The following is a 14,520-nucleotide window of genomic DNA, read 5'->3' on the forward strand; positions in this document are numbered from 1 at the left end:
TCAGGTTGTACCGGAACGAGGAGTACTGCTCCAGTGGCCACGTTCGGCGGCCGGCGGCAGTGCGCCCAATCGCACATCCGGGGCGTCGGCACCGGGCCGGGCCAGCCGATCTCCGGACCGGAACTCGACCTCGGCATTGCCCTCGCTGTCCACGGCGATTCCGAAGACCCGCGAAATGCCCTGTGCCTCACGCTTGGCCACCCACGCATCGACATCCTCGTAGGTGCGCTCCACCCCGTGTTCGTCGTTCTCGCGGACCACCAACCGGCCTTGCTCATCGATCTCGACGGCGAACATGTGCCCCATCCGGGGCGCGCGCTCGAAGATCAGCGCACCAGCCACCACGCCGCGGCCGTCGCGCGCATGATCGACCAGCTCCGACAGCGACCCGAACCGCCGCCAATCGGCATCCAGCGCCGCCGCTACCGCCCCTTCGGTCACTCCCGCCAACCGCACCGTCTCGGTGTCGATCAACTCGGCAGCGGACACGGCCTTTCCGTGCCGAGCCCGGAACAGCCGAATCCGGCGCACCACCGAAACTGCGCAATTCAGTGGGCCGGTATGAGGTTTGATCAGTGCGGCAGTGCGTAGGACGGCCACCACGTCACCGACCAGTATCCCCAGGTGCACACCGACATCACCGATATCACGCAACGGCACGGTGGCCAGTTTCTCGAAGACCCGGTCGGTCGCCTGGCCGGCATAAACCGGATTCCGCAGTAGTCGCAGCAGTCGGTTGAACACCGCCCGCTCGAATTCCTGCCGCGCGGCGGCAGCTCGATGAGCCCCGAACAGCAATGACGCCAGAGCCGCACCCGGTTCGACATGGTCGGTGGCACCGTCGGTCGACGTGGGTTTCCTCTGGTAGCCGAGATGAGCAATGGCAGCACGAACCCGACCGTCGGCTTCGCTGTTCGACAACCGACCACCATGGACAACGGTGTGCGCACTGGTGCGGCTCACGCCGGCTTCGCGGGCGACATCGGCCAGAGTCACCGCAACCGCCGGATTCAGCAGGCCGAATTCACGATAGCGTTTCTGCACCGCTATCGGGACGGCATCGCAGAGCAGATGAGCTACCCGACGCGCACGGGAATACAGAGCGCGCTCATTGCCCTCGGTCGCCTTCGCCAGCGCGGGCACCGTCTTTCCTTCTTCGAAAACCCATCTGTAACAGGCAAGTTCGTTCTTCGAGAACAATGCGACACAATCCACCAGCAGTGCCCGATCGTGTTCGACGGCCACTCTGGCCAGGAGCATCGCATCCTCGTCGCTGCGCGGCTTACCCTGAGACAGGGTCTGCGCCAGGGCTTTCGCGATCCGTGTCCGGTGGATGTAGACCGCGTTCGGCGACCGACCGGGCTGTAGTCGAACCACCTTCTCGACGTCTTTGCCCTCGACGAACAGCCAGGTGGCAACCTGCTGATCGGTCGAAGGCAACTGTCGAACAGCCGCCCGCAACTGGGCTTCCGATGCTGTCTCGATCGCTCGCAGGGCCCACGCCTTTTCGCGAGTTCGGCTGCTCCGATTGTCTTCACGATTACGGAGGATCTGCTCGGCCAGCGCCGGAACTGTCGCCGTATCCAGCTGACCTGAGTCCTCGCTGTCACCGACTTCGTCCAAGGGGGTTTCGGCATCCGGATCGCGCCCATCGATCCGGGCCTGGTAGTAACTGCGCACCTCGGGGTCGAGGTCGAAGCCGAGTTGATCAGCCACCATAAGCAGTCGTTTCGCGGTGTCCAGGCTGACATTGGGATCCTTGGCGGACATCCGCCATATCGTCGTCCGGCTGGCGCCGGCGGCCCGTGCCAACGCGGAAATCGACACGGTGGGGTCCGGTCGGTCGCGATGAAAATCCCACACTGCCGGATCCACTTCGAACCCCCGGCGCTCGACAGCCGCGAGCGCCCGCAATGCGGTCCCCTTGGCCACATCCAGATCACCGTTCACGGCTCGGATAACGGTCACCCTGGATATACCGACCTGCTGTGCGATCTCGTCCAGCACCCCGGATAACCCGTGCTGGTGCGCGATCCCGTCCAGCGGAAACGCCGGTGTGGCATACCGCGACCGTGGCGGAACGGCCGCAAACCCAGGCACGGGGCTGTCCACATGCTGGACGTCGTAGAGCGCGGGAAGATCATCGTCGATATCGATCGGTTGGGGTCCGACCTCCATCTGCAGTCTGCGGGTCAGCTCATCGAGCAAATCACCGTCCAGTTCCCGCAGCGTGTCCTGGTCATAGCTGAACCGCAGCTGTTGCCGCTTCGCCCATTCAGCCATCGCACGCCCGGATTCCGCCCGCGGCAGACCACCGGCGAATCGCTGTCGCAGCCATCGCCGCTGCAAGGGTTTCATCCGGTCCAGGCACCGCTCCAGCACCTGCGGATCGGCATCGAGCAATGCCCGGAATCGCGGCGACCCGGATGTCCAGCCCGCCGCCACCGCGGTCGAAAGCCGCGCCCGGAATTCCTCGAATCTCAGCTGCTCCGGCGACATGTCCTCGGACAGACGCGATTCCAGTGCGCTCAACACTTCGCCGACAACCCGCGGCAGCGGCCCAGGCACCCCGACGTTGCGCGCCTCGACCTCGATCACGTCCCGCATCCGCGTGCGCACCGCCGAATCGCTTGCGATCACTGTCGCGTCGAATATCGGACTCGCCTGCGGCTCAATGGATTCCGTCACATGATCCGGTTCGGAAGACGGGGTGGGGTCGGTAAGTCTGCGGTAGAACGCCCGCACTCCGGGCAGTCCAATCCCTTTCGAGGCGGCGACCGCCAATACCCGCGACACAGTCGCCGCATCCACCACCGGACTGCAGCGCAGTATGCTCGCCACCTCGGCTTCCGGCACACCCGCGGCATGTGCCAGCGCGGCCACATCCACCCGTGCCCCGACCATGAACCGCCGCTTGCCTTCCCGGGGCTGCTGGCCGGGCTGGAGTTCGTCCATCGGCTCGCCGTCGGCGAAGAGGAACGCTTCCACTGTCATGACGCCGGCTGGCTTGTGCCAATCCGCGAACGGCGTCAGCTCCGCCTCGTGGCCGTCGAACTCGAGCACCCACACCCGGCCGTCGTCGCCGCGGAACATCACCACCGCATGCCCACCGGCAGCACCGAAATCCAGTACCCCCAACACTGTCTTCCCCGCTGCCGCCTGCTCGGCAAGGTCATCCACCGTGTCGAAGTCGCGCGCGTCGGCGCCCACTGCCTCGGCGGCGACATTGATATCCACCCCGGCTGCGGCGATCTCGCCCTCGGCCACGGGCAGCGGGTGCCGCAACCGGATACCACGCTTCTCCAGGAACCGGAACGCCACCGACATACACAATCGCGGTCCGGCCCCGGCGCGGTGTGCCGCCTGCTGGGGTGCGGTGGCGTTGTCGGTGTCGGCGGACTCGCCGTCCGAAACCGACGACTCGCGGGCGAAAAGTGACGACTCGCGGGGCGGTGTTGCGGTGTGGGGCAGGACGGCCGCGGTTACCACGAGGTCGGGGGTCGCGGTGAAATAGCCATCGAAGGTTTCCAGTGGCGGGCCGCCGTCGTTGGCGCTGCGGTCGTCGACCAACAACCGGGCGGTGAAGGTGCCGGCCACTGGGTCGACAGTGACCAAGATGTTCTCGGAGTTCAGCCGACGTCCGGTCAGCGGGAACCAGGCTTTGAAGACGCTCTCCTTGGCGGACATCAACAACGAGCCCCACCGGATGCGGTCGCCCCGAGCGGCAAGCTCGCGCAGGTGCTCCTGTTCCTCCGGCCGCAGCCCAGTGGCCGGACCTTCTTTCATCAGGAGCATGCTGCGTTCCGCGTCGATACCGAGGGCCCGCAATTCGGCCGACAGCGCGGCCGCCGCAAGGTAATACCCGCGAGTATGGGTGATCGAGCCGATGACCCCCGTCTGCCATTCCGGTGCCTTCATGGCCAGGGCGCTCATGCCCGGGGTGGGCTCCGGCCGCAAGATCGGCACCTCCGGGAGACCGAGGCGCGCCAGGGCGCGGCGGGCGCAGGTGCGGCCGTTGACGATCTCTCGCACCCGATGCGGCGGCGTGCCATCCTGCAGCAGCACCTGCTCCGCGGGCAGCAGCTCCGCAGTCGGGTCGTCGCCGACGATCTCCACCGCCGCAACCCCGGCGGGCAGCCCGACCCGGTCGGCGATGGCCACATCGAAGTCCAGGTCGCTGACCCGCACCGGGCTGCCGGGGTGCCCGGACAGCAGCGGGACGTCCAGCACGACCGCGAGATGGCTGTTGTCCGGAACCACGTCATTCGGGGCGATAGGTTCCCCCGCGGCCGGGATCCCGCGGATGAGGCCCGCCGGCGCCTGACCCGCCGCCACCATCGCCGCACGGTCGCGGCCTTCCCCGAACGCCACCTCCGGCTCGCCGTTGCCATACACCCCGACACCACACACCCCCACCACACCCACATCCCCATCCCGGTTCTCCCGCTCCGCCGCCCACCTCTCGATCGCCTCCTCCCCCACAATCTTTCGCGTCTCACCCGCCGCATCGACCTCCACAACCTCCAACACACCGTCCGCGCTGTGCCACACCCCGAACGCGTGATCACCCATCACCACCGGCCCGTCGGTCCGACGCACCCCGAACCGCATCACCCCACCCAACGCACCACCGTGGTCCCGCACCCACTGGACGGCATCCATCAGGGACGCGAAACCACCCTCGTGCCAATCACCACCGATCTCACGAGCAAACGCCTCTTCCTCGACCGTGCTGCCGAGGTTGTCCAACGCCTGCTGCACCTGCGCCGGATCCACTTCCTCCCCCCGTGCGCGGGCGATGAACTCCACCATCCCGGCCACCACCGGCGGCGCGCACTCACCCGCTCCTACCAGAGGCGGCCGATATCCCAACTCCGCGATCGCTTCCCACACCCGCGCTGCAGTCGCCTTGCCGACCTGCGGCCCCTCGAGCGTCGGTCCGTAACGCAGCACCCACCCCACCGTGCGCCGGTTCACTCCGACCGTTCGCGCCACATCGTCCTGCGTCACGGTGTTCTGCGCTACCCGCGACCGTCGCTGACCGGGCCGCAACATCCAGAATTCCCGAACCACCGGATCCACTTCGAGGCCCACCACGTCTGCTGCCGCTATCACCCGCCGCGCAGTGGTTCCGCTGATTCGAGGATCCCTCGCGAGCACCCGCGACAACGTCGACTGATTGATCCCGAGCAGATCCGCCACGACGTTCTGTGTGAGGCTTGCCAGGGCGTCCCCGAGCGCTTCCTGCACCCCCTGGGCCAACGCCTCGACAGTACTGCCGTCCCACCAGGTCATCATTTCCGGCCGGAACCTGATCTGCCGCCCTTCGGCGGCTTCCGACCGGGTCACCGCCGATGCGGCCGATGCCCGTGGCAGGCCGCGCGCGAACCGCGCCCGCAGCCATCTTTGCCGTGCCGGTTCCAGATCCCGCAGGCACCCCTCGACGACGCTCCGGCTCGCCACTGCCACGGCCTGCAGAAGCGATGTCCTGGGTTTCGCGGCGGCCATGACCGCGACCAGCAACCTCGCCCGGAATCGTTCGAAACTCACATCCTTGCGGGAGATTCCGTCGCCCAGATACACCTCCAGCATGGCCATCACCCGACGGATCACCTCAGTCGCCTTGGCTTCGGGCAGCTGCATCGTTTCCACCGTGAACGCAACCGCCTGATGGAACTGCTCGCGCACCTCGGCGAACGGCATCGTCTCCGCGACCGCGGGACGGTATGGCGCGGTGCCGTAACCCCGTTCCGCGGCGAGGGTTTCCAGGAGCTCCTGATAGGGAGCGCGAACCGCCGCTGGCACGTCGATCCCCATCCGGTCCGCCTCCGCCAGCACCAGCGCTGCCTTCTCCCAATGCACCGAGCCGTAGTTCCGCAGCACCCGAGAAACAACGCCCGGGCTCACCCCGACCCGCTCTGCCAAGGCGACCAGCGTGGTGTTGCCCGACTGCACCGGCAGCCTGATCCCGAGTTGGTCGGCAACGTCCGCCACCGCTGTCCAGACCCCGCGATGCACTTTCCGGCCGTCGAAGACATGCTTCACCCGTTGTCTCGACACCCCGGTCGCACGGGAGACGACAGTCGCCCCTGCGGGCAGGACCAAACCGAGGCCGTCCCCCTCGGGGCCTAGACCACGAAGCACCCGGCAACCCAGGCTTTCGGCACCCGCGACCGCCTGCTGCCGATTCGTGGCAGATGTCCCCCTATCGTCACCGTTGAAGACCTGCGCCGCCACGTCTCTCTTCAACGCGGCTTTCTCCGCCACATCGATCAGCCGCACCTTCAGTTCGCTGCGACGCAACCGGAGTCCCACCCGGCGAGCGGCATTCAGGATCCGTTGTCGTACCTCCGGTTCCACCTCGGGCTCGCCGAGGATGCCGTCGACGACCTGATAGACCGTCTCTCGATCCACCCCGGCCAGGCGAGCCACATCTGCCGCGGTCGCCCGCCGCACCGTCCCCACAGGCGTGTGCAATGGACTGCCACCGTCGGCCAGCAGCCCGGCCACCACAAGCTCGGCCACCGTGCCAAGGGTCGTACATCGGACCCGCAACGCCGCGGCATCCAGTCCGTCGACCTCACCGAGAAGGTCGACGGCGGCCCCGCCGTCGAGGAGCCACCGCCGCATCCTCTGCAGTTCATCGGCAGGGAACCGGCCCGCACCATGACGCCGCACTATCGCGGTGAGTCCAGCAGGGTCGTCCGCGCAGGCAGCGGCGACAACCGCGAGTGCTTCGGCGACGGTCCGGGTGTCCACGCCGATCACATACTCCGCCAACCGCAAGACCGCCGAACGCTCCAACGACTCGACAGTCGCTGTGTCACAATCCAACTCGGCCGCGATGACGGCGACAGGACGTCCGTGGACAACGCGCGCCTCGGCAATCACGGCCTCGTCTGCGGAGATCAGCCGGTAGGCACGCTGCCAATACAACGCGACCTTCACCAGCGCCGGATCGTTGCGCTGGGTCTCGACCACCAGCCTCGTGGCACGAGCGGTGACCTCCGGAGTGACCACGGCGGGCTCGTGCGCCATCCGCCGCAGCGCCGCCGGACTACTCTCCGCCACAACATCATTCGGTGCGATATGCGCCCCCGCGGCCTCGGCCGGGATGCCGCGGATCGGGCCGGCGGGGGCCTGGCCCGCCTCGATCATCGCGGCGCGGTCCCTGCCCTCCTCGAACGCTGTCGCCGGCTCACCATCGGAATACACCCCGATCCCACACACCCCCACCACGCCCACGTTCCCACCCCGATTCTCCCGCTCCGCCGCCCACGCCTCGATACCGCTGTCGCCCTGGATTTTTCGCACTTCACCGGCACTGTCGACCTCGACAACCTCCAGGACGCCGTCGGCGTTGTGCCACACTCCGAACGCATGGTCGCCGAGAATCACCGGACCGCCATCCCGACGCACCCCGAACCGCATCACCCCACCCAAGGCACCATCGTGGTCCCGCACCCACTGGACGGCATCCATCAGGGACGCGAAACCATCCTCGTGCCAATCACCACCGATCGCACGAGCAAATACCTCCTCCTCAACCGCCGCACCCAGATCCAGCACCTGGCGCAACTGCGCCGGATCCACCTGCTCACCGCGAGCCCGCGCAATAAACTCCACCATCCCCGCCACCACCGGCGGCACACACCCACCCGGCCCCACGGCCTCCGGGCGATACCCAATTTCCGCGATCGCCTCCGACAAGCGGTCGGCTGCTTCCTGCGGGGGCGCGGGGTCGGTCGACGATTCGGGGAGTCTGTTCAGGCTCTGGGTGAGGATTGCGACCACTCGGCGGGCACCGGTCCTCAGGTGTTGGCGGAAGACAGCGGGCTCCATGCCCAATTCCGCGGCCAGGATGGGCTGCGCCGGCTGGTCTGGGGCCTGCTGGACCCACAGTGCGACGCAGCGGGCCTGGTCCGAGTTATGGTTCTCCAGCGTGGCGATCGCGGCCTGCAGTGCGGTCAGGTTGTGTTCGTGTGCATCGGCGAGCATCAGCATGCGCTTGCCGCGCAGCGGCGACTGCACCGACAGGAACCTGGTCAGCCAGGCCGCACCGTTGTCGGCGTGCTCGATCACCTGGGCTACCGGCAGGCCCAGCTGGGCGGCCACTGTCTCGGCGGACAGCCGGGTGTCGGTCAGCACCATCGACTCGACACATTTCCATTGGATCTCGCTGTTGCGCCGCAATTTCCGGAGTGCGACCGCCAGCTCCCACGGGCGTTCGACCTGAGCCGGGATCAGCGCGAGCCGCAGCTGGGTGTAGCGCGCTCCCTTCCATTCGGCAGCGAACTGTCCCAGCACTTCCTGCGCCGCGGCGCGTACCTCGCCGGCGGCCACCGCCAGCTGCCCCGCCAGCTGGGTATGCGATGCAGGTGTGTCATGGTCGAACAGGAATTGCAGGACATTCCGTTGCAGTCCGGTGAGTTTCGGCAGCATCATCTGCAAAAGGGCACGCTGCGTGATGTTCGCCATCATCATCCGCAGCTGTTCGATCGGATCGACCTCCGCCAGAATCGCCTCGGCGGAGTGGCGGTCTTCCCAGAACTGTCGCACCGCTGGATCCACCGGTATCCCCAGCTCTTCGGCCTTCGCCAATACCCGGAACACCGTCGTCTCCTCGACCGGCTTCCCGTTCAGCACATCTGTCACCATCGCCTCGGACGCCCCCACCGCATCCGCCACCTGACGGTGTGTCACCCGCCGCGGTGGATCGGGCAGCCCCTGCCAGAACTCCCGAACCCCCGGATCCACCGCGAGCCCCTTCTCGTCTGCCATCGCCAACACCCGCAACGCCGTCGCCTTGCTCACCGTCCGATTGCGTTGAAACACCCACCTAACTGTTAAATTACTCACTCCCAGTGCATCCGCTACGGCGCGCTTCGTCACCGGCGGCTGCGGACCGGGCTGCGCCTCCCAAAACTCCCGAACCCCCGGATCCACCACCAAACCCATCCCCTCGGCTACCGACAACACCCGCAGCGCCGTCGCCTTGCTCACCACCTCCGGTTTCCGACCCAGCACATTCCACACCGTCGTCCTGCCCACCCCCAGCGCATCCGCAACCTGGCGATACGTCACCCGCGGCTGCGGATCGGGCTGCGCCTCCCAAAACTCCCGAACCCCCGGATCCACCGCGAGCCCCTTCTCGTCTGCCATCGCCAACACGCGCAATGCGGTCGCCTTGCTCACCTCCGGTATCCCACCCAGCACATTCCGGAACGTTGACTCAGCCACCCCCACCGCAGCCGCCATCTGGCGATACGTCGCCTGCGGCTGCGGATCGGGCTGGCCCTCCCAAAACTCCCGAACCCCCGGATCCACCGCGAGCCCCTTCTCGTCTGCCATCGCCAACACCCGCAACGCGGTCGCCTTGGTGATATACGGACTCGCGCACGCCAGCGCCCGCGACACCGTCGCCGTGCCCACCCCCAGCGCATCCGCCACCTGTCGATACGTCACCCGCGGCTGCGGACCTGGATACGTCCGCCAAAACTGCTGAACCACCGGATCCACGGTCAGACCTAGGGTTCTGGCCCACTCCAGCACCCGCAAGGCGGTCTCTCGACTCATCGGTGTGCAGCTGAGCACCCGCGATACCGTCGCGCCGCTGACCCCAGCCCTACGCTCCAGCTCAGCCTTCTTCCCCCGCGGCCACGGCGCGACCGGGGTCGGGATCGGGGCATGGGTCGGTGCCTGGATCGAGCTCGAGGTCTGGGTCTGGGTCGGGGTCGGGGTCGGCGATACGAGCGCCTCCTGCACTCGCAAGGCTAATGCTTCCACGGCATTGGCATCCAACTCGGCCTGGATGTCCTCGGTGTAGCCGAAACGAGAGACGTGCGCGATGTCCAACTGCGACAGCGCCTCGACCGCCTCGGCCCGTGCTCGGCCGCGCAGGAACCGCTCCACCAGCCATATCCGCCGCCTCTGGGGCATCTCGCGCACACATCTCTGGATGACCCCCCGATCCGCGGTCGCCAGGACATTCCGCGTCGTCCCTTCCAACGCGATCTGCGCCGAGACAAGCACGCGGACCCGAAACATCTCGAAACCCACGTCGTCTGTGCTGATTCCGGCTTCCAGACGTTTCTCCGTCGTTGCCATCACGCGGTCGACGATCTCGGTGGCGTCGGGTTCGGTCAGCTCCAGCTGCGCCACGGCGGTCCGCACCGTCCGTTGGAACTCCGCACGCACCTCGGTAAAGGCCACCATGTTCGGTCCGCCGGGATGCGGCACCGCGCCGTCGACAACCCCCGGACCGCCGATACGGCCCCGGCCATCGGACGGGCCCGGTGGCGGCGGTGGGGATTTCGGTCGAGTCCCACCGGCTCCGCCGTCGCCATCGTCGTCCGAACCCCAGCCGTCGCGGGCACCGATCCGCACATTCGGACCGTGTCGCTTCGGCGGCCCCCCGCCCAGCGGGTGTTCCGCGTCGCCACCGCGCTTGAACACGATCGCATTCACGTCTGCCACCACGTGCCCGGCGCGCACCGCCCAGGCATCCAGATCCTGCTCACGCACTACACCGCCGTCGACGGTGTTGTCGAACACCACTGTCTCGCCGAGCCGCAACCCCTGCTTCGGGAACTGCTGCTGCAGCTCCTCGGTCACCTCGACCACGGCGAATGCGTGCGCGCCCACCACTTTCCCCCGATGGACCACATCCATGGCCCCGGCTATCAGCCCGCCGTTCTCACGCACGTGGACGATCGCCGCCCGCAGCCCCTTCGCTCCCGTGCCGATCGGCTCCACCCGCCAATCGGCATCCAGGCCTCGCGCAAAATCCGCCCCGGTCATACCATTCGCGGCGATGTCCTCGTCCACCGTTATCGGACGCACCCCCCGGCCTGTCACCGGCCCCAAGGCTGTTTTGACGATCTTCTGCACCCAGTTGCCGCAATCCTTCGGCCCCTCCCTCCGCAGGTGTGCAACCACTTCGTCCCGGTCCGGAAGAAGCTCGTAGAAACGGCGCACTTTCGCCGGCATCGGGTAGCCGAGCTCGTCCGCCGCAGCCAACACCCGCCGTGCTGTCGCTTTACTCACCAACGGACTGCATGCCCGTACCCGTACCACGGTGGACCTGGTCACCCCGGCCGCGTAAGCCACGTCCTCCGCGAACACCCGTTCGGGCTGAGCCTCCCAGAACTCACGGTCCTCCGGTGTGCTCCCCCACCCTGCCCGCTCGGCCTCCGCCAACACTCGCAATGCGTTACGTTTGCTCACCTGCCCCGTACTGCGCGTGAACACCCGACTCACAGTCGACTGATCCACACCGATCGCGCGCGCCAACTGCTCCTCGGTCATGGGCGCCGACCTTGCCAATGGACGGGCACCGATATCGGTGTCTTCGAAATCGACGCCAATTCCGGCGGAGGATTCCTCGCCGGGGCCCAGCGGGTGCTCGGCGGTGCCGTCGGCATTGAGGACGATGCCGAAAACGCCGACCACGTCGGGTGGATGTACCCACTTCTCGAAGTCGACGACGCGGCCGTCTTCTTCCACCACGACCCGGTCGCCGTCCAGGCGCACACACACCGCGTGACCGCCGATGGTACGGTCGGCGAAACCATCGAAGACCATCATCGCGATCACCGCACCGCCGTGGGCGGCAACATGGGCACGGACGTCGTCCATGGATGCGAAGCCGCCCTTGTGCAGGTCGGCGCGGACCAATGTCGGCGCGATGCGCATCGGGGTTCCCGCGGAGCCGGAGCGGAACTGTGCCAGTTCCGAAGGAATTTCGGCACCCACCGCGGAAAACGCGGCGCGGGCGGCATCGTCGAAGCAGGTGGCCAGCGGCTGCGGTCGGCGCTGGACATCCACCGGGAGATAACCGGTCGCACCGTCCATCGTCCCCTCGGCGAGCACGGTCTCGGCCGTCGCACCGGCCAGGTCCACCAGGCCGGCGCCCAGGCCACGGTCCAGATGCGTCAGCATTGCGTCCAATTCGGCGACCCGAGTCGCCGCTTCGGCCATGGCACCGAGATCACGGACCCGCTCGGCCACCTGCCGCTGCTCACCCTGCAGCAACGGTCCGGCCAACAGGTCGGCGACCCGGTGGTGGGGCAGTTCGCCGGCAGTGAACGCCAGCTCGGCGCCCTGGGCATTCCGCAGCATCCGTTCCAGCTCGGCGCGAGACCGCTCCCGCATCCGCCGCAGCTGCGGCGGGGGCAGTGCGGGGTCCTCGTCGAGCCCCACCGCCAGCTGCATGAGTTCGCCGAAACAGGCGTCGCGCCTGCCGGCGAACTGTTTCCGGCGCACGACGAGGTCGTGCAGCCGGTTCGCGTAGCCGGTCTGCGCGTACCACCGCAGCCGCCACTCGTCATGGTTTTCGGCGGCATCGGCGAAGTCGTGCATGAGCAGGTACCGCTCGGCGGTGTCGAGCTGCTGCTGCGAGGCGCCCGGCGCGTGTGGCCCGATCTGCCAGGCGCGCACGGTATCCGGGGTCACCGTTGCCGCCGTCCATCCCGGCAGCCGTTGCACCTGTGCGGTCAGGTGTGTGCGATGCTCACGCAGCGTGTCCAGCTCGAAACCGGATTGCGAGGTGATCGGCCGCGGATATCCGAACCGCTCCCGGTAGCTGTTGCTCGCGTCCCGGTAACGGCGGTCGGCCACCTGGTAGTGGGCGTGGGTGCGGCGCAGGGTGGCCTCCGCGTCGTCGAGGCGACGAATCCAGGTGTCGGCCGCGACGAATTCGTCGAGCGCGGCGATCACCACGCCGAATTGTCGCACCCGTTCGTTCGCCACCGCCCACTCCGGGCTGTCCGGATCGGCGGGCAGTCCTGGGGGGTGCTGGATCGGGTCCATGGCCAGCAACGCGGCCAGCTCGGCTCGCTCGACGTCCAGCCGGGACCGGTCGGCAGCTCCCGGTTCCACCGGATCGATTGGGACCAAGAATTCAGCGCTTCGCTGGGCCAGTTCCGCTCGGGCCCGCGTCCGGGCAGCCATGGCCTCGGCACGGAATTCGGCGGTAGCACCGGACAGGACGTCCGCCCCATCGCGCCCCCGGTATGCGGTGGGTTCGACCGGCACATCGACCAGCACAGCATGCAGTGCGTCGTACCGCTGCACCAACCGCTCGGTGTGGTCGACCCCCTTGGCGGGGTCGTTCGACAACCGGCGGATCTCTTCGGCGAGCTCATCGATTCGAGCAGCCTGGGCGGCCTGCCGACGGATCTCGTCGACCGACCCCACACCCTGTTCAAATCGGGCCTGCGTCCCGTACCCCGCATCGGCAAACGCGCCGAGTTGTTCGTCCAACGTCCGCAGCCGACCGGCTTCGGTGACCTTGGCCATCAGGTGGTAATACATCCGGAAATCCTCTTCGGCGTCAAGGGATTCCGGTGACTTGGTGGCGTCATCGATCCGCGCCTGACCTTCGAGGAAAGCGCGAGCGTTCCGGTCGTCCATCAGCGCTTCCGCGGAAATGTCGAACAATCCGGCCACCTTGGCCCGTGCTTCGGAGAGCCTGCCGAACCAGAAATTCCAGCCCGACGATCCCAGCGACAACAACTGAGCCACGTAACTGGTCTCGTTCACGTCCAGATCGACCAGCAACGGGCGGAACCAGTCTTCGAGCTCGCCGATCAATTGTTGCGCCCGCTGCTGTGCATCCCGCCGCAACCCTGCCGTCGGCTCCGGCAACGTGAACGCCCCGACATCCGCGGCGGGGCCTGCGGCACCGATCTCCTCGGGCGGTCCGCCATCGTCACGGTGGTTTCCATCCCCCGGCTCCGGCATGGCTCCGATCTGCCCGTCCGGGCCACGACCGGGGCTGGGTCTGCCCCCGCGCAAGGGTCGTTTGCGGTTGCCATCCTCGTCGAAGACGATGCCGTCGATCCTGCCTATGCCATCCGCGTCGGCCGCCACATCCACCCAGGGAGGAACCTCCGGCTCGCGCATCTCCAGGATCTGTTGGGTACGCAGCAACAGGTCATCCATCTGCTGCTCGAGGTCGTTCAATGTCACGCTGAGCAATCCGAACTCGGGATCATCGGCCTGCGACAGGGCCAGCTCGTCGAGTCGGTCCTCCACCTCGACGAGGTGTCGGCGCGTTGTGCGCCACCGGGCGCGCACCTCATCGAGCCCGCTGCGCGCCGCACGTAGCAGGACTAGTCGTTCTCGCCACTGTTCGGACACCTCGCGCGCGGCCACCAACTGCGCCTGCACCACCGGGTCGTGCGGAGCGAGGCCGAGGGTGGCGGCCTGCCGGGCGGCGTCCCACCGCGACTCATGCGCGCTGCGCAAGGTCTGTTCCAACCGGTCGAGCACCATGATCCGGTCCGTTGCCGCGAAGAACTCAGCGGTGAACTGGTACGCCTCGTCCAGACGTTGCACCGCTCGGAGGACGTTCATCTCTTCCTGGCTGCGCCCGCCCTGTGCCAGCAGTTCCCGGACTCGACGCGGGGTGAGCTCCCCCACGCCGAGGCCGGTATGGTCCAGCTGAACGAAGAGCTCGACCAACTGAACCCGATCGCCGTCCAGCCGCTCCAACTCACCGGAATTGTGGGGGTTGGC

At 67.5% G+C, this 14,520-nt stretch carries 1 protein-coding gene (only partly in view); it reads right to left on the reverse strand.

What is annotated here, in order from left to right:
* On the reverse strand, window positions 1-14,520 hold the final stretch of the coding sequence (locus OHB12_RS11255; protein WP_327118739.1) for a LacI family DNA-binding transcriptional regulator. 37,401 nt of this gene lie beyond the right edge of the window; only the last 14,520 of its 51,921 coding nucleotides appear in the window; the start codon falls outside the window, past its right edge — the gene reads right to left on this strand; the stop codon is at window positions 1-3.

The sequence above is a fragment of the Nocardia sp. NBC_01730 genome (genome assembly GCF_035920445.1).
Classification (GTDB): domain Bacteria; phylum Actinomycetota; class Actinomycetes; order Mycobacteriales; family Mycobacteriaceae; genus Nocardia.